At 71.0% G+C, this 16693-nt stretch carries 14 protein-coding genes; 5 read left to right on the forward strand and 9 right to left on the reverse strand.

The window, feature by feature from the left end; all coding sequences use genetic code 11:
• The first annotated feature begins 80 nt into the window (after positions 1–80).
• Together KHP12_RS18140 and KHP12_RS18145 are read left to right on the forward strand one after the other, a co-directional pair.
• The gene (locus KHP12_RS18140) at positions 81–743 is read left to right on the forward strand and encodes a DUF742 domain-containing protein (RefSeq protein ID WP_086879637.1); all 663 of its coding nucleotides are present in this window, start codon (positions 81–83) and stop codon (positions 741–743) included.
• On the forward strand, positions 724–1302 hold the full coding sequence (locus tag KHP12_RS18145) for a GTP-binding protein (protein ID WP_075200410.1): 579 nt from the start codon (positions 724–726) through the stop codon (positions 1300–1302). Before KHP12_RS18140 ends, KHP12_RS18145 begins: the two co-directional genes overlap by 20 nt.
• A 130-nt stretch (positions 1303–1432) precedes the next feature.
• Here the strand turns inward: KHP12_RS18145 and KHP12_RS18150 are convergent, their stop codons facing one another.
• From KHP12_RS18150 to KHP12_RS18170, 5 genes are all read right to left on the reverse strand, one after another.
• Positions 1433–1672 (reverse strand): acyl-CoA carboxylase subunit epsilon, encoded by a 240-nt coding sequence (locus KHP12_RS18150; protein WP_078559055.1) that lies wholly within the window; start codon positions 1670–1672, stop codon positions 1433–1435.
• A gap of 56 nt (positions 1673–1728) precedes the next feature.
• Positions 1729–3312, reverse strand: a complete 1584-nt coding sequence (locus KHP12_RS18155) for an acyl-CoA carboxylase subunit beta (protein WP_037948515.1) — start codon at positions 3310–3312, stop codon at positions 1729–1731.
• A gap of 330 nt (positions 3313–3642) precedes the next feature.
• Positions 3643–5241 (reverse strand): citramalate synthase, encoded by a 1599-nt coding sequence (gene cimA, locus KHP12_RS18160; RefSeq protein WP_037948512.1) that lies wholly within the window; start codon positions 5239–5241, stop codon positions 3643–3645.
• A gap of 323 nt (positions 5242–5564) precedes the next feature.
• Positions 5565–6650 (reverse strand): branched-chain amino acid aminotransferase, encoded by a 1086-nt coding sequence (locus tag KHP12_RS18165; RefSeq protein WP_086879636.1) that lies wholly within the window; start codon positions 6648–6650, stop codon positions 5565–5567.
• Positions 6651–6852: 202 nt separating this feature from the next.
• Positions 6853–7896: a 3-isopropylmalate dehydrogenase gene (locus KHP12_RS18170; protein WP_037948505.1), complete on the reverse strand. Its 1044-nt coding sequence runs from the start codon at positions 7894–7896 to the stop codon at positions 6853–6855.
• Positions 7897–8024: 128 nt separating this feature from the next.
• Here KHP12_RS18170 and KHP12_RS18175 point away from each other — a divergent pair, with 128 nt between their 5' ends.
• Complete coding sequence (locus KHP12_RS18175) at positions 8025–9608, forward strand: purple acid phosphatase family protein (protein WP_086879635.1); 1584 nt, start codon at positions 8025–8027, stop codon at positions 9606–9608.
• Here KHP12_RS18175 and KHP12_RS52425 read toward each other — a convergent pair.
• The 3 genes from KHP12_RS52425 to KHP12_RS18185 form a co-directional block, all read right to left on the reverse strand.
• Positions 9602–9724, reverse strand: a complete 123-nt coding sequence (locus KHP12_RS52425; protein WP_020868213.1) for a hypothetical protein — start codon at positions 9722–9724, stop codon at positions 9602–9604. The genes KHP12_RS18175 and KHP12_RS52425 overlap by 7 nt on opposite strands.
• 521 nt (positions 9725–10245) lie before the next feature.
• Positions 10246–11877 carry an L-glutamate gamma-semialdehyde dehydrogenase gene (gene pruA / locus KHP12_RS18180; RefSeq protein WP_086879634.1) on the reverse strand — a complete coding sequence of 544 codons (1632 nt, stop codon included), beginning with the start codon at positions 11875–11877 and terminating at the stop codon, positions 10246–10248.
• 68 nt (positions 11878–11945) lie between these two features.
• Complete coding sequence (locus KHP12_RS18185) at positions 11946–12872, reverse strand: proline dehydrogenase family protein (protein ID WP_086879633.1); 927 nt, start codon at positions 12870–12872, stop codon at positions 11946–11948.
• 164 nt (positions 12873–13036) lie between these two features.
• On the opposite strand from KHP12_RS18185, the gene KHP12_RS18190 reads away from it, so the two are divergent.
• Positions 13037–14311, forward strand: coding sequence for a PucR family transcriptional regulator (locus tag KHP12_RS18190; RefSeq protein WP_086879632.1), 1275 nt, complete (start codon positions 13037–13039; stop codon positions 14309–14311).
• A 9-nt stretch (positions 14312–14320) separates the two neighbouring features.
• Here the strand turns inward: KHP12_RS18190 and KHP12_RS18195 are convergent, their stop codons facing one another.
• Complete coding sequence (locus tag KHP12_RS18195; RefSeq protein WP_167442333.1) at positions 14321–14953, reverse strand: TetR/AcrR family transcriptional regulator; 633 nt, start codon at positions 14951–14953, stop codon at positions 14321–14323.
• Between the two features lie 109 nt (positions 14954–15062).
• Between KHP12_RS18195 and KHP12_RS18200 the strand changes: the two genes are divergently transcribed.
• On the forward strand, positions 15063–16649 hold the full coding sequence (locus tag KHP12_RS18200; RefSeq protein WP_086879630.1) for an MFS transporter: 1587 nt from the start codon (positions 15063–15065) through the stop codon (positions 16647–16649).
• Positions 16650–16693: the final 44 nt, after the last annotated feature.

The following is a 16693-nucleotide window of genomic DNA, read 5'->3' on the forward strand; positions in this document are numbered from 1 at the left end:
AACATGGAGTGCGTTTCGCGCCACCGCGCCATAGGGTGCGGTGGCGCGACCGGCAAGACAGGCGAGTTGGAGGAGGACACGTGGCAACGCCCCCTAGCGGATATCCGTACGCCCACGGGCAGCCGTCCGAGCCGCGCGGAGAGGGCCCAGTGAAGCGCTACAACTTCCCCTCCGCACCCAGCCGCCAGGCCCGCTCCCCACAGCAGCCGGAGCCCCAGCGGGAGCAGCAGCCCCCGCGGCGGCAGCCGCAGCGGCCCCAGCAACAGCCGTACACGCCCTCCTACGCGCCTCCCGGGCCGTCGGAGGGGTCTTGGTACGACGCGCCGCCCGCGCCCCGTATCGAGCCCGTACAGCCGCCTGAGCGCCCCGCCCCGGAACCTTCCTCCCCCGCGGGCGGCACCCATAACCCTCTGGTGCGCCCGTACGCCATGACAGGGGGCCGGACCCGGCCCCGGTACCAGCTCGCCATCGAGGCGCTGGTGCACACCACGGCCGACCCCGCTCAGCTCCAGGGCCAACTGCCCGAGCACCAGCGGATCTGCCACCTGTGCCGCGAGATCAAGTCGGTCGCCGAGATCTCCGCACTGCTCACCATTCCTCTCGGCGTAGCCCGCATCCTCGTAGCCGACCTGGCCGAGGCGGGGCTCGTCGCGATCCATCAGCCCGGCGGCGACGAGTCCGCCGGCGGTCAGCCTGACGTGACACTGCTCGAAAGGGTGCTCAGTGGACTTCGCAAGCTCTAGCGGTGCAGCCCGCTCCACCACCTCCGCGAAAATCGTGGTGGCGGGCGGCTTCGGCGTGGGCAAGACCACGTTCGTCGGCGCGGTCTCGGAGATCAACCCGCTGCGCACCGAAGCCGTGATGACCTCCGCCTCGGCGGGCATCGACGATCTCACCCACGCGCCGGACAAGACCACCACCACGGTGGCCATGGACTTCGGCCGCATCACGCTGGACCAGGACCTGATCCTGTACCTGTTCGGCACGCCCGGCCAGGACCGCTTCTGGTTCATGTGGGACGACCTGGTCCGCGGCGCCATCGGCGCGGTCGTCCTGGTGGACACCCGCCGCCTCGCCGACTGCTTCCCGGCGGTCGACTACTTCGAGAACTCCGGGCTGCCCTTCGTCATCGCCCTCAACGGCTTCGACGGGCACCAGCCCTACAACCCCGAAGAGGTCCGCGAGGCCCTCCAGATCGGCCCGGACGCGCCGATCATCACCACCGACGCCCGCCACCGCAGCGAGGCCAAGAGCGCGCTGATCACCCTGGTCGAGCACGCGCTGATGGCCCGGCTGCGCTAGCCGAGGCCGACGGCGGAAGCCAAAATCCCCTGCTCTCCGAAGGAGAACAGGGGATTTGTGCGTTTCGCCGGGCCTGCTCGGGCGTCCGGGCGGTGTGCGGCCGTCCGGACCCGGCGGCGCCGGTGGGCGCTCAGCCCTGCCAGCTGTGCGGTGCGCTGAACGCCGGGCGGCGCTCCAGACGGCGCCAGCGGGCGGCGCTGCGGCTCGGGCGGGTGGAGCCGGCGGTCCGGTGGGTGCCGGCGGCCGCGCGGGCGAGCAGCACCGCGGTGACCGCGGCGAGCTCCTCGGCGTCGGCGTGGCCCTTCTCGACCCGGACCAGGGTGGCCGCCGCCGCGGCGGCGGGATCGGCGATATCGCTGGGTGTGCTCACGGTTTTCTCTTCTCCCTTGTCGCGCGGGTCCCGCGCGAGGTCGTGAACGTGAGGGGTTACTGCGGCGGGTTGCCGTGCTTGCGGGACGGCAGGTCGGCGTGCTTGTCGCGCAGCATCGCCAGGGACCGGATGAGGACCTCACGGGTTTCGGTCGGGTCGATCACATCGTCGACCAGCCCCCGCTCGGCCGCGTAGTACGGGTGCATCAGCTCGGACTTGTACTCCTTGACCATGCGGGCGCGCATGGCCTCGGGGTCGTCGGCTCCGGCGATCTGACGGCGGAAGATCACGTTGGCGGCGCCCTCGGCACCCATCACCGCGATCTCGTTGGTCGGCCAGGCGTAGGTCAGGTCGGCCCCGATGGACTGGGAGTCCATCACGATGTAGGCGCCGCCGTACGCCTTGCGCAGGATGACGGAGATCCGCGGCACGGTGGCGTTGCAGTACGCGTACAGCATCTTGGCGCCGTGCCGGATGATCCCGCCGTGCTCCTGGTCCACACCGGGCAGGAAGCCGGGCACGTCGAGGAAGGTGACCAGCGGGATGTTGAAGGCGTCGCACATCTGGATGAAGCGCGCGGACTTCTCCGACGCCTCGATGTCCAGCACCCCGGCCAGCGACTGCGGCTGGTTGGCGATGATGCCGACCACCTGGCCGTCGAGCCGGGTCAGCGCGCAGATGATGTTGGTCGCCCAGCGCTCGTGGACCTCGAGGTACTCACCGTCGTCGACGATCTCCTCGATGACCTTGCGCATGTCGTACGGCCGGTTGCCGTCGGCCGGGACGAGGTCCAGCAGCGAGTCGCCGCGCCGGGAGGCCGGGTCGTCGGACTCGACGGTCGGCGGGTTCTCACGGTTGTTCTGCGGCAGCAGCGACAGGAGGTAGCGGACCTCCTCGAGGCAGGTCTCCTCGTCGTCGTAGGCGAAGTGGCACACACCCGAGGTCTCGGCGTGCACATCGGCGCCGCCCAGTCCGTTCTGGCTGACCTTCTCGCCCGTCACCGCCTGGACCACATCGGGTCCGGTGATGAACATCTGCGAGGTCTCCCGGACCATGAAGACGAAGTCCGTCAGCGCCGGGGAGTACGCCGCGCCGCCCGCGCACGGGCCGAGCATCACACTGATCTGGGGGATGACACCGGACGCCTTGGTGTTCCGCTGGAAGATGCCGCCGTAACCGGCGAGCGCCGAGACGCCCTCCTGGATACGGGCACCGGCGCCGTCGTTGAGGGACACCAGCGGCGCCCCGGCCGAGATGGCCATGTCCATAATCTTGTGGATCTTGGTCGCGTGGGCTTCCCCCAGCGCCCCGCCGAAGATCCTGAAGTCGTGTGCGTAGACGAACACCGTCCGTCCGTGGACGGTCCCCCAGCCGGTGACGACACCGTCGGTGTAAGGCTTCTTGGCCTCAAGCCCGAACCCGGTCGCACGATGCCGCCGCAGCGGCTCCACCTCGTTGAAGGACCCCTCGTCAAGCAGCAGATCGATCCGCTCGCGAGCAGTCAGCTTCCCCTTGGCCTTCTGAGCCTCGGTCGCCCGCTCGCTCGGGCCGCGCCGAGCCTGCTCGCGAATCGCGTGCAGCTCGGCGACGCGCCCGCGAACGTCACTCGCCTCAGCAGGCGCACCTTCGAGATTGGTCATGCAATGACGGTACGTTCCCGGACCCCCGGAAACGCATGTCAATTCCCTACAACGTCAGGGGCGTTTTGGTGGGCAGGCGGAACAGAACTGGACAGCGGCTTTCCCACTACCTGGTGTCCTAAAGGACTATCGGCCCTGTCGGCACCCCACAAACCTCCAGGCCGTGACGGTGCGGGGGGCGGGCGCGACCACCCGGATGGGCGCCGTCCGCCGGAGCGGCCGTGCGGCCGGATCGGGCAACGGAGCACGTCGGCCGCGCTCCGCTCCCCGCACCCTACTCCGGCGGCCGCCGGAGCCGCACCATCCGCATGTCCCGCCGCCCGGCCGGCGTCACTCCTGCGGGTCCACTCCGGCCCGCAGCAGCCCGTAGGCGTAGGCGTCGTCCAGGGCCTGCCAGGACGCGGCGATCACGTTCTCCCCGACGCCCACGGTCGACCACTCCCCCTGGCCGTCCGCGGTGGAGACCAGCACCCGGGTCGTGGACTCGGTGCCGTGCTTGCCTTCCAGGATGCGGACCTTGTAGTCCACCAGCTCCATCGTGGCCAGCTGCGGGTAGATCCGCTCCAGCCCCACCCGCAGCGCCCGGTCCAGCGCGTTGACCGGGCCGTTGCCCTCCGCCGTGGCGACGATGCGCTCGCCCTTGGCCCACAGCTTCACGGTGGCCTCGTTGGCGTGGGTGCCGTCCGGGCGGTCCTCGACGATCGCCCGCCAGGACTCGACGCGGAAGAAGCGGCGGGGACGGCCCTCGACCTCCTGGCGCAGCAGCAGCTCGAAGGAGGCGTCGGCGGCCTCGTAGGTGTAGCCCTCGAGCTCCCGCTCCTTGACCCGCGCCACGATCCGGCCCACCAGCGCCCGGTCGTCGCCGAGGTCGATGCCCAGCTCCTTGCCCTTGAGCTCGATCGACGCCCGACCGGCCATGTCGGAGACGAGCATCCGCATGGTGTTGCCGACCCGCTCGGGGTCGATGTGCTGGTACAGATCCGGATCGACCTTGATCGCGGAGGCGTGGAGTCCGGCCTTGTGGGCGAAGGCGGAAACACCCACATAGGGCTGGTGAGTGGACGGCGTCAGATTGACGACCTCGGCGATCGCGTGCGAGATCCGGGTCATCTCCTCCAGTGCGCCCTCCGGCAGCACCCGGCGGCCGTACTTGAGCTCCAGGGCCGCGACGACGGGGAAGAGGTTGGCATTGCCCACGCGCTCGCCGTAGCCGTTGGCCGTGCACTGGACGTGGGTGGCGCCCGCGTCCACGGCGGCGAGGGTGTTGGCGACCGCGCAGCCGGTGTCGTCCTGGGCGTGGATGCCCAGCCGCGCCCCGGTGTCGGCCAGCACGGTGCGGACCACCGCGTCGATCTGGCCGGGGAGCATGCCGCCGTTGGTGTCGCAGAGGATCACCACCTCGGCGCCCGCCTCGTGGGCGGCGGAGACGACCTGCTTGGCGTAGCCGGCGTTGGCCCGGTAGCCGTCGAAGAAGTGCTCGCAGTCGAGGAAGACCCGGCGGCCCTGGGACCGCAGATAGGCGACGGTCTCCCGGACCATCGCGAGGTTCTCCTCGAGCGTGGTGCGCAGGGCCAGCTCCACATGGCGGTCGTGGGACTTCGCCACCAGGGTGATCACCGGCGCCCCGGACTCCAGCAGCGCCTTGACCTGGGCGTCGTCCTCGGCACGCACCCCCGCCTTGCGGGTGGCGCCGAACGCCACCAGCTGGGCGTGTTTGAAGTCGATCTCGGCGCGGGCCCGGGCGAAGAACTCCGTGTCGCGCGGGTTGGCGCCGGGCCAGCCGCCCTCGATGAAGCCCACGCCGAAGTCGTCCAGGTGACGGGCGATGGTCAGCTTGTCCGCGACCGTGAGGTTGATGCCCTCGCGCTGCGCTCCGTCGCGCAGGGTGGTGTCGAAGACATGGAAGCCGTCGTCGGGCAGATCCTTCATGGTTGGTCTGGCTCCTGTCGGATGGATCTCGGTCTACCGGAATATCCGGTTCCGCGCCCTCCTATGATCCCTCACGCTTCGCATCCGGCGGGATGGTCCGGAAAACGAAAAGACCCCTCGCGGGTGCGAGAGGTCTGCGCGCGGGTCTGGGGCACGATGGCCGCCCTGTACCGGGTCGTACGGGCGGTCACTGCGGACCGGCGCGCCTGCTGCCAATAATCATGACGAACGAGGGCACGGAGGCAGTCTGGCACATTCCGCCCCCGCGCTCTCATCCGTCTCAGGATGCGAACCCCCGGCGTCAACGAGGTGACGCCCCAAGGTCAGCCCAGGGGGTGCATCCAGCCATGCGGGTCCGGGGCGGCACCGGTCTGGATGTCCAGCAGCGACTTGCGCAGCCGCATGGTCACCTCGCCCGGCTCACCGTCGGCCACCGTCCAGCTCGCCCGGGCGGACTTGACCGAGCCGACCGGGGTGATCACGGCCGCCGTACCGCAGGCGAAGACCTCGGTGAGGGTCCCGTCGGCGTTGCCCTCGCGCCAGTCGTCGACGGAGATCCGGCCCTCGGTGACCTCGTAGCCGAGGTCGGCGGCGATCTCCAGCAGCGAGGCGCGGGTGATCCCCGGCAGCAGCGAACCGGACAGCTCGGGCGTCACGATGCGGTTCCCGTACACGAAGTACAGGTTCATCCCGCCCATCTCCTCGATCCAGCGGCGCTCGATCGCGTCCAGCCAGACCACCTGGTCACAGCCCTGCTCGGCGGCCTGCGCCTGGGCGACCAGGGAGGCCGCGTAGTTGCCGCCCGTCTTGGCCGCGCCGGTGCCGCCGGGCGCCGCGCGGACGTACTCCTCCGAGAGCCAGACCGAGACCGGCTGCACACCGCCGGGGAAGTAGGCCCCGGCCGGGGAGGCGATCACCACGAAGAGGAACTCGTTCGCGGGCCGGACACCGAGCCCGACCTCGGTGGCGAACATGAAGGGCCGCAGGTACAGGGACTGCTCCCCGTGGCCCGGCACCCACGCCTTGTCCTGGGTGACCAGCGCGTCACACGCCGCGATGAAGGTCTCGACGGGGAGCTCCGGCATGCCCATGCGGCGCGCGGACGTCTGGAACCGCTCGGCGTTCTGGTCGGGGCGGAACGTGGCCACGGTGCCGTCGGGCCGGCGGTACGCCTTGAGCCCCTCGAAGATCGTCTGGGCGTAGTGCAGCGTCATGTTCGCCGGGTCGAGCGACAGCGGGGCGTACGGCACGAGCTGGGCCTCGTGCCAGCCACGGCCCTCCGTCCACTTGACCGTCACCATGTGATCGGTGAAGTGGCGGCCGAATCCGGGGTTGGCCAGGATCTTCTCCCGCTCGGCGGCGGGCATGGGGTGGGAGGAGGGCTTGAGCTCGATCGTGGGCGTCGTCATGGCAGGTAGTCCTTCACCTTTGGTTGTGGCGGACCGCGCTCTCACCATCCTGCCCGCAAGCGGTACTAGGACGTCCAAGCTCTTCTTCACACAGCGGCCCCACCGGGGATTATCTCCTAGGTGGGGCCGAGGAAGGAACGTGGTGGAACGCGCGGCCCGAGGTCGATCGTCGCACCCAGCCGCGCGTCGGCACAGGCTGGGGTCAGCCGGATACTCGGGCGGCGAGCGCGTCGCCGATCTCGTCGGTGGTGCGCGGCGCGGCCGCGTCCCGCTCGGCGAGGTCCGAAGCGACGGCGGTCTCGATACGGGCCGCCTCGTCCCCGTAGCCGAGGTGCGACAGCAGCAGGGCCACCGACAGCACGGTCGCCGTCGGGTCGGCCTTGCCGGTACCCGCGATGTCCGGCGCGGAGCCGTGGACCGGCTCGAACATCGACGGGAAGGCGCCGGAGGGGTTGATGTTGCCGCTCGCGGCGAGCCCGATGCCGCCGGTGACGGCGGCGGCGAGGTCGGTAAGGATGTCACCGAAGAGGTTGTCGGTGACGATCACGTCGAACCGCTCCGGCTGGGTGACGAAGAAGATCGTAGCGGCGTCGACGTGCAGATAGTCGGTGGTGACCTCGGGGTACTCCTGGCCGACCCGGTCGAAGATGTTCTTCCACAGGTGGCCGGCGTGCACCAGGACGTTGTTCTTGTGCACGAGGGTCAGCTTCTTGCGCGGCCGGGCCTTGGCGCGCTCGTAGGCGTCCCGGACCACACGCTCGACACCGTGGGCGGTGTTCAGGCTGACCTCGGTGGCGACCTCGTCCGGGGTACCGGTGCGCATCGAGCCGCCATTGCCCACGTACGGGCCCTCGGTGCCCTCGCGGACGACCACGAAGTCGATGTCGGGGCGGCCGGCCAGCGGGGTCGGGGTGTTCGGGAAGAGCTTCGACGGACGCAGGTTGACGTAGTGGTCGAAGGCGAAGCGCAGCTTGAGCAGCAGCCCGCGCTCGAGCACACCCGAGGGCACCGAGGGGTCGCCGATGGCGCCGAGCAGGATCGCGTCATGGTCCTTCAGCGACTCCAGCTCCGCGTCCGGCAGGGTGTCGCCGGTGGCGTGCCAGCGCTGGGCGCCGAGGTCGTAACTCCGCGTCTCCAGCTTCACGTCCTGCGGAAGGGCGGCGGAGAGGACCTTCAGGCCCTGGGCCACGACTTCCTGGCCGATACCGTCACCGGGGATCACTGCGAGGCGAATGCTGCGAGACATACCGGGACCCTACCGCTCGTCCCATGGATTGACATAGGCGTTCCACCATTCGGACGGCCGCCCAGCGGCAATCCCTCGTTCACCCTCTGTATGGCGCGCTGTTGACCGCTCGGGGGACATTCCGGTCCATGGACACACCACGGTTCGGCGTACCGGAACGGCTCGCCCAGCGGATGACCATGGCGGAGCAGCACGAGTATCTGCGGGCCCGGCTCTCCCGCCGCCGGGTGCTGCGCCGGGGCGCCGCCACGGCGGGCACGGTCGCGGGCGCGGGGCTGCTGGGCGGGGCGGCGTGCGCCGCCGACACCAAGCCGGCGCCGGCCGCGGGCCCGAGGGCGGGGGCCGCCACGGTGGACGGCGCGCTGGTCGCCCCGTTCGGCCGCCATCTGGCCTTCGGCGCCGATCCGCGGACGCAGATGCGGATCTCCTGGCAGGTGCCGTTCGCGGTGCGCAAGCCGTATGTGCGGATCGGCACCAGCCCGCTGGAGCTCACCCGCAAGGTCGAGGCCGAGGTCCGTCATCTGCACACCCCGTCGCTGAGCGACAAGCTGCCCGCGGTCGACCAGTTCTATCTGCACGCCGCCGTGGACGACCTGCGCCCCGGGGTCACCTACTACTACGGCGTCGGGCACGCGGACCGCGATCCGGCCGAGCCGCGTCACTTCGCGTCCGTGGGCACCTTCCGCACCGCGCCGGACCGGCCCGGGAAGTTCGTCTTCACCGCCTTCGGCGACCAGGGGGTGAGCTATGACGCGCTCGCCAACGACCAGTTGATCCTTGGCCAGAATCCGTCGTTCCATCTGCACGCCGGGGATCTGTGCTACGCGGACACCACCGGCCACGGGAAGAAGTCCGACCTCTATGACGCCCGGGTCTGGGACTCCTTCCTCGCCCAGACCGACTCGGTCGCGGCGAGCGTGCCGTGGATGGTGACGACCGGGAACCACGACATGGAGGCGTGGTACTCCCCCGACGGCTACGGCGGCCAGCTGGCCCGCTGGTCGCTGCCCGGGAACGGGCCGGACCCGCGCAAGGCGCCCGGCGTCTATGCGTTCGTCTACGGGAACGTGGGCGTGGTCGCCCTGGACGCCAATGACGTGTCGTACGAGATGCCGGCCAACAAGGGGTACACGGGCGGGGCGCAGACCCGCTGGCTGGACCGGGAGCTGGAGCAGCTGCGCAAACGGCCCGGCATCGACTTCCTGGTGGTCTTCTTCCACCACTGCGCCTACTCCACCACCAGCGCCCACGCCTCGGACGGCGGGGTGCGCGACGCGTGGGTGCCGCTGTTCGACAAGCACCAGGTGGACCTGGTCATCAACGGCCACAACCACGTCTACGAGCGGACCGACGCCCTCCGGGGCGGCAAGGTCGCCCGCCGGGTCCCGGTGGAGGGGAGCGCCGACGCGGTGCGCGACGGGATCGTCTATGTGACCGCGGGCGGGGCGGGCGCCAAGCTCTACGAGTTCCCGGTGCCCGACAGCTACGAGGGGCACGTCAAGGACCTCGACGAGGTGAAGACCTACCACTGGACCAAGGACGGCGAGAAGAACCGGGACAGCGCGGACTGGTCCCGGGTCCGCTACACCGGCTTCTCGTTCCTCGCGGTGGAGGTGGAGCCGGGCCCCCGCCCCAGGCTCACGGTCACGGCCCTGGCGGAGTCGGGCGAGCGGGTGGACCGCTTCGAGGTCACCCGGCCCCGGCGTCAGTGACCGGTGGCGCCGCCGTTGTCCCGGCGGTCGAGGGCGCGCTGAAGTGCGGCGGCGGCCTTCTTGCGGTCGGTGTTGTCGGTCTTGCGGCGGATCCTGCGGACAGTCGTCTCGGCCATGATCACATCTCCTCTGCTGAACCCGGTGACGCCCGGGAGGAAGGAAAGCTCCCCGAGAAGGTGGCTGCCGGAAGGGGCGGGGGCCTGGGTGCGGCAGGGGTCACCTGCGCGATGTGCACCGGCCACGGCCGCCATCGCTGGATGCAGCGAGACGTTCGGCTTCCACAAAAGTAAGGCAGCGGAGCGTCAGTGTCTGCACAATTAGTCGGACGTCCTATTATCTGAGACGCGAACAGGGTGACATCGGCCACTGACCCAGGGTGATCATCCATCGGCGTCACGCCGGTGATCGAGGCCGACCCCCGTCCGACCTCGACCAACGGCGGCCGATCGCAAGTCCGTGGGCGTTCCCGCGCCTGGTTACCCACGTAAACTGCGGTAAATAGTGCCTACTTGACTGCTTGACGCTAGCACCGCCGCGTATCGGGCGTCCACAGATTTCCCCCGACGCGCCCCCTGACAGCACCGCACCCCGGACCACTTCAGTGCGGTCCGGGGCGCGGGTCGCCGGGGCTCGAGGGTCAGCCCATGTGCGGGTAGCGGTAGTCGGTCGGCGGGACCAGGGTCTCCTTGATGGAGCGGGTGGAGGTCCAGCGCATCAGGTTCTGCTTGGCGCCCGCCTTGTCGTTGGTGCCGGACGCGCGGCCGCCGCCGAAGGGCTGCTGGCCGACGACGGCACCGGTCGGCTTGTCGTTGATGTAGAAGTTGCCGGCCGCGAAGCGCAGCGCCTCACAGGCGGCGGCCGCCGCCGCGCGGTCCTGGGCGATGATGGCGCCGGTCAGCCCGTACGGGGCGGCCGACTCCATCTGCCGCAGCATCGCGTCGTACTCCTCGTCCTCGTAGACGTGCACCCCGAGGATCGGCCCGAAGTACTCGTCCTTGAAGATCTCGTTCTCCGGGTCGGTGGAGACCAGCACGGTCGGGCGGACGAACCAGCCCTCGCTGTCGTCGTAGGAGCCGCCCGCGACGACCTCGACCGTGGGGTCGGACTTCGCCCGGTCGATCGCCGCCTTGTTCTTGGCGAAGGCGCGCTCGTCGATGACCGCGCCCATGAAGTTGCCGAGGTCGGCCACATCGCCCATGGTCAGCCCGTTGACCTCGGTGGCGAACTCCTCCTTGAGGCCGTTCTCCCACAGGGAGCGCGGCACATAGGCGCGGGAGGCCGCGGAGCACTTCTGGCCCTGGAACTCGAAGGCGCCGCGGGTCATCGCCGTCTTCAGCACCGCCGGGTCGGCGGAGGGGTGGGCGACGATGAAGTCCTTGCCGCCGGTCTCGCCGACCAGCCGCGGATAGGTCTTGTAGTTCTCGATGTTGTTGCCGACCGTCTTCCACAGGTACTGGAAGGTCCGGGTCGAACCGGTGAAGTGGATGCCCGCGAGGTCCGGGTGGGCAAGCGCCACCTCGGAGACCTCCTTGCCGTCGCCCGTGACCAGGTTGATCACGCCCTTGGGCAGCCCGGCCTCCTCCAGCAGCTCCATCAGCAGCACGGCGGCGTGCGTCTGGGTCGGGGACGGCTTCCAGACCACCACATTGCCCATCAGGGCGGGGGCGGTCGGGAGGTTGCCCGCGATGGCGGAGAAGTTGAAGGGGGTGATCGCGTAGACGAACCCCTCCAGCGGCCGGTGGTCGGTGCGGTTCCAGACCCCGGGCGAGTTGGTCACCGGCTGCTCGGCCAGGATCTGGCGGGCGAAGTGGACGTTGAAGCGCCAGAAGTCGATCAGCTCACAGGGGGTGTCGATCTCCGCCTGCTGCGCGGTCTTCGACTGGCCCAGCATGGTGGACGCGGCGAGCGTCTCCCGCCAGGGGCCGGAGAGCAGATCGGCGGCCTTGAGGATGACCGCGGCGCGGTCGTCGAAGCTGAGCGCGCGCCACGCCGGGGCCGCGGCCAGGGCGGCGTCGATCGCGTCCTGCGCGTCCCCCTGGGTGGCGTTGCCGTAGGTGCCCAGGCGGGCGGAGTGCTTGTGCGGCTGGACGACGTCGAAGCGCTCCCCCGCTCCCATCCGCTTCTGGCCGCCGATGGTCATCGGCAGATCGATGGGGTTCTCGCCGAGCTCCTTGAGCTTGGTCTCGAGGCGGGCGCGCTCCGGGGTGCCGGGTGCGTAGGTGTGCACCGGCTCGTTCACCGGCACGGGGACCTGGGTGACGGCGTCCATGATGGCCGTTGTCTCCTTCGATCGTCGGGGGCGTCGGGGGTTTACGAGGTCTGCGATCCCGGGAGCGGTCAGCGGCGGCCGACCAGCGAGCGCAGGAAGAATGTGAGGTTGGCGGGACGCTCCGCGAGGCGGCGCATGAAGTACCCATACCAGTCTGTGCCATACGGGACGTAAACCCGCATACGGTGACCTTCCGCCACCAGCCGGTCCTGCTCGGCCACGCGGATCCCGTACAGCATCTGGAACTCGTACTCGTCCAGTTTGCGCCCGAGGCGGTGCGCCAGGTCCTGGGCGATGGCGACCATGCGCGGATCGTGCGAGCCGATCATGGGGTAGCCGTCACCGGCCATCAGGATCTTCAGACAGCGCACATACGCGCGGTCCACCTCGCGCTTGTCCTGGTGGGCGACGCTCGCCGGCTCCTTGTACGCGCCCTTCACCAGCCGCACCCGGGAGCCTTCCCCGGCCAGCGCCCGGCAGTCGTCCTCGGTCCGGAAGAGATAGGACTGGAGGACCGCGCCGGTCTGCGGGAAGCGGCCGCGCAGCTCGCCGAGGATGGCGAGGGTGGAGTCCACCGTGGTGTGGTCCTCCATGTCGAGGGTGACCGTCGTGCCCGCCGCGGCGGCGGCCTCCACGACCGGGGTCACATTGGCCAGCGCCAGATCGTGGCCCCCGGGCAGCGCCTGGCCGAAGGCGGAGAGCTTCACGGACATCTCCGCGCGCCCGGCGAGCCCCTCGGCGGCCAGCGCCTCGGTCAGCGCCAGATAGGCGTCACGGCTGCGCAGCGCCTCGGACCGGTCGGTCACGTCCTCGCCCAGATGGTCCAGGGTGACGTCCAGGCCGCGGGCGGTCAGCGACCGCACCGCCCCCAGGGACTCGGCCAGCCGTTCCCCGGCGACGAAGCGGTCCACCATGGGGCGGGTGACCGGCGCGGCCGAGACGATACGGCGGATGGCGGCACTGCGCGAAGCGGCGAGCAGCACGGGTCCCAGCACGGGGCACCTCCACGATGACGGCCGATGAACGGCAACGGCAACTCACCGTGAAATTTAAGGATGGCGCGGATTCCGGACCATCGACAGCTGTCACGCATCCGTGGCCGGGATCTCAGACATCTGTATGAGAATGTGAGGGGCGAAAGCGGGAAGAGGCGGGACTCATGCGCGACGACTACCAGCAGCTGGTGGACGAGATCACGGCGGTGCTCCGGGCACCCGCGACCCTGGAGAACCGCGACTTCGCGCTGATCGCCTTCGGCGCCCAGGACAGCGAGGACAGCGATGACACGGCGGAGCCCGCGCTGGACCCGGTGCGCACCCGCTCGATCCTCCAGCGCCGCTCGACGGCGGCGGTGCGGGCCTGGTTCGAGGCGTTCGGGATCGCCCGGGCGCAGGCGCCGCTGCGGATCCCGCCCGACCCGGCGGCCGGGGTGTTCATGGGCCGCATCTGTCTGCCCGTCCGGCACCGCGGGGTGGTGCACGGCTATGTCTGGCTGCTGGACGACGGCCATCTCGCCGATCTGGAGCTGGGCGGCCCGGCGGGCGCGCGGGATCCCCGGCTGGCCCGCGCCATGGAGACCGCGGACCGCATCGGGGCGCTGCTGGCGGCCGAGGCGCGGGCCGGGGAGGAGCTCGGCGAGCTGCTGCGCGACGCGCTGACCGGACCGCCGGCCGGGCGGGACGCCGCCCGCGCCGGGCTGCGGGCCGCGCTGCGCGGAGCGGCCGACGGGCCGCTGGCGCTGGTGGCGGTGGTGCCGTGGACGCCGGGGACCGGCGAGGACGCGGACCACCCGGGTCTTCCGCATCTGCCGGGCATCGTGGCCGCGTGCGCGCTGCCGGGGGACGCGGCGGCAGGGGTGTCCGGGTCGCCCGGGGCGGCAGGCGCGGGGCTGGCGGCGCTGGTCCGGCTGCGCGCGGCCTCCGCCCTGGACCCGGCCCGCGCGACGGCCGAGCAGCTGCTGCGCTCGCCCAGGGCCACGGCGGGTGGCGGGAGACCTGGGAGACCGGCGCCCAGGGCCGCCGCCGGGGTCAGCGCGCCCCGGCGCGGGCTGGAGGATCTGCCCGCCGCCTGGCAGGAGGCGCTGGCCGCCGCGCGGGCGGCGCACGCCGACACCCACCTGGGCCCGGTCGCGGAGTGGTCCGCCATCGGCCCGTACCGGCTGCTGGCCGCGCTGCCCGCGCTGCCGCCCGACGCCGCCGTACGGCCCCTGCTGGAGCCCGCGCACGCCGAACTCGCCCGCACCGCGGAGACCTTCCTCGACTGCGCGGGCCAGGCCGGGCGCACCGCCCAGCGGCTGGGCATCCACCGGCAGACGCTGTACTACCGGCTCTCGCGGGTGCGGCAGCTGACCGGTCTCGACCTGGACGCGGGCGAGGACCGGCTGCTGCTCCACATGACGCTGAAGGCCGCGCGTCTCGGACCGCCGGGGCGCTGAGCCCGGGTCTCAGCCGGTCGGGGCCGCGGGGGTGTCCGGGGCGTCTGGGGCGTCCGGGGCGTCGCCGACGATCCGGCGCATCGCCTCGACGAGGTCATGGGCGCTGGGCATGAGGCCGGGGTCGATGGCCATCTGGACGACCATCCCGCTCACCAGCGTCATATAGAACGAGCCCATGACCCGGGCGGTCTCCTCGTCCACATCGCGCTCGTCGATGCCGTGGATCAACCCCACCAGCCCCTGGCGCCCCTCCGGTTGGGCCCGGCCGAAGGCGGCGCGCAGCTCCGGGTCGTGCTGAACCTGGAGGATGGCCTCCAACTGGGAGCGCCACACCGCCTGGTGTTTGTCGAACAGCTCGAGCACCCGGGTCCACCGGGACTCGAACCGCTCCCGCAGCCCGGCGTCCGGGCCCTCACCGGCCGGGGCGTCCGCCTCGAGGGAGCGCTGGACGTCATCGGCCCAGTCGCCCATGGAGGCGAAGAGCGCCTCCCGCATCAGGGCGTCCTTGGAGCCGTAGTGGTAGCCGATGGAGGCCAGATTGGCGCCCGAGGCGGCCACGATGTCCCGCGCCGTCGTACGGGACCAGCCCTTCTCCTCAAGGCAGCGCTTGGCCCCGGCCAGCAGATCCTCTCGATGTCCCATGGCGCCAGGGTATCCCGATCCCATACGACCGTCCTAGACGAGCGTCTCACACAGACGTTTTACACAGCCGTACTAGACGCTTGTTTAAGACGCCCGTATAGTCGCCGTCATGACCTCGACTTCCACCGGCCCGCGCGCCGGACGCAGGGAATGGACCGCCTTCGTGGTCCTGATGCTTCCGCTCCTCCTGGTCTCCATGGATGTGTCGGTGCTGTACTTCGCGGTGCCGGCCATCAGCCGGGAGCTGCACCCCAGTTCCACCCAGCAGCTGTGGATCTTCGACATCTACGCCTTCGCCCTCGCCGGGCTGCTCATCACCATGGGAGCGCTGGGCGACCGCTTCGGACGGCGGAAGCTGCTGCTGTTCGGAGCCGCGGCCTTCGGCGCCGCGTCCGTCGCGGCGGCGTACGCGCAGAGCGCCGAGATGCTCATCGCCGCACGGGCGGTGCTCGGGATCGGCGGTGCCACGCTGATGCCCTCGACGATGGCGCTGATCCGCAACCTCTTCCTCGACGAGAAGCAGCGGGCCAAGGCGATCGCGATCTGGTCGTCGGCCATGGCGGGCGGAGTCGCGCTGGGCTCGGTGCTGAGCGGAGTGATGATCGAGCACTTCTGGTGGGGCTCGGTCTTCCTGATCAACGTTCCGGCGATGGTGCTGCTGCTGGCGCTGGTGCCGCTCCTGGTGCCGGAGTTCAAGGACCCCGCGCCCGGGGCGTTCGATCTGCCGAGCGTGCCGCTGTCGATGGCCGCGGTGCTGCCGGTGATCTACGGCCTGAAGAGGATCGCCGCCGACAACGCCGTCGGCCTGATCCCGGTGCTGTCCATCGTGGCCGGTCTCGCCATCGGCGCCGTCTTCGTACGGCGCCAGCGCACCCGGCGCGACGCGATGATCAGCCCGGAGCTGTTCCACCACCGCGGTTTCGGCCCGTCGATCGCGCTCAACGCGCTGGCCACCTTCGCCATGATGGGCTCGGCCTACTTCACCACCCAGTATCTCCAGTCGGTGCTCGGCAAGGGCGCGTTGGAGGCGGCGCTGTGGAGCCTGGCCCCGTCCGTCTGCGTCGGCATCGCCGGTCCCGCCGCGGCCGCGGCGGTCCAGCGCGGCGCCAACCGGGCGTATGTGATCGGCGCGGGCTTCGCGTCCGCGGCCATCGGCTACGGGATCCTGGCCCTGGCCGGTACGGACGCGCTGTGGACCGTGCTGATCGGCGCCGCCGTCCTGGCCAGCGGGATCGTCGCGGTGATGTCGCTGGTCACCGACATGGCGATCGGCACCGTCCCGCCGAAGCGGGCGGGTTCGGCGGCCGCGCTGCTGGAGACGGGCCAGGAGTTCGGCGGGGCGATGGGCATGGCGGTGCTCGGCAGCGTCGGCACCGCCGTCTACCGGAGCGACGTCAAGGACTCGCTGGGCGCCGGACTGCCCGCCGACGCGCTCGACCAGGTGCGCGAGACGCTGGGCGCGGCCGCCGGGGTGGCGGGTTCGCTGAAGGGGCGGGCCGGGGAGCACCTGCTGGACGCGGCGCGGGAGGCGTTCACCCACGGGATGCGGATCGCGTCCGGGGCCGGGGCGGTGGTCCTGGTGGCAGGCGCCGTCCTGGCCCTGGTGACGCTGCGCCGGGTCGGCGCGGAGAACGCCGGGTCCACGGCCGAGGACGCGCCCTCGCCCGGCGCGGACGAGGCGGTGCCGGGTCGCTGAGCCTTGTACGTAACGCCTGTTGGGGACCTCACCGCGATGGGGTC

It is taken from the genome of Streptomyces asiaticus (assembly GCF_018138715.1).
In the GTDB taxonomy this organism is placed as follows: Bacteria; Actinomycetota; Actinomycetes; order Streptomycetales; family Streptomycetaceae; genus Streptomyces; species Streptomyces asiaticus.

What these genes read in the sequence shown, in the direction of transcription:
- KHP12_RS18200 (WP_086879630.1), top strand. Translation starts at nt 15,063, where the DNA reads ATGACCTCGACTTCCACCGGCCCGCGCGCCGGACGCAGGGAATGGACC.
- KHP12_RS52425 (WP_020868213.1), bottom strand. Translation starts at nt 9,724, where the DNA reads ATGGCCGAGACGACTGTCCGCAGGATCCGCCGCAAGACCGACAACACC.
- cimA (WP_037948512.1), bottom strand. Translation starts at nt 5,241, where the DNA reads ATGAAGGATCTGCCCGACGACGGCTTCCATGTCTTCGACACCACCCTG.
- KHP12_RS18170 (WP_037948505.1), bottom strand. Translation starts at nt 7,896, where the DNA reads ATGTCTCGCAGCATTCGCCTCGCAGTGATCCCCGGTGACGGTATCGGC.
- KHP12_RS18175 (WP_086879635.1), top strand. Translation starts at nt 8,025, where the DNA reads ATGGACACACCACGGTTCGGCGTACCGGAACGGCTCGCCCAGCGGATG.
- KHP12_RS18195 (WP_167442333.1), bottom strand. Translation starts at nt 14,953, where the DNA reads ATGGGACATCGAGAGGATCTGCTGGCCGGGGCCAAGCGCTGCCTTGAG.
- KHP12_RS18155 (WP_037948515.1), bottom strand. Translation starts at nt 3,312, where the DNA reads ATGACCAATCTCGAAGGTGCGCCTGCTGAGGCGAGTGACGTTCGCGGG.
- KHP12_RS18190 (WP_086879632.1), top strand. Translation starts at nt 13,037, where the DNA reads ATGCGCGACGACTACCAGCAGCTGGTGGACGAGATCACGGCGGTGCTC.
- pruA (WP_086879634.1), bottom strand. Translation starts at nt 11,877, where the DNA reads ATGGACGCCGTCACCCAGGTCCCCGTGCCGGTGAACGAGCCGGTGCAC.
- KHP12_RS18165 (WP_086879636.1), bottom strand. Translation starts at nt 6,650, where the DNA reads ATGACGACGCCCACGATCGAGCTCAAGCCCTCCTCCCACCCCATGCCC.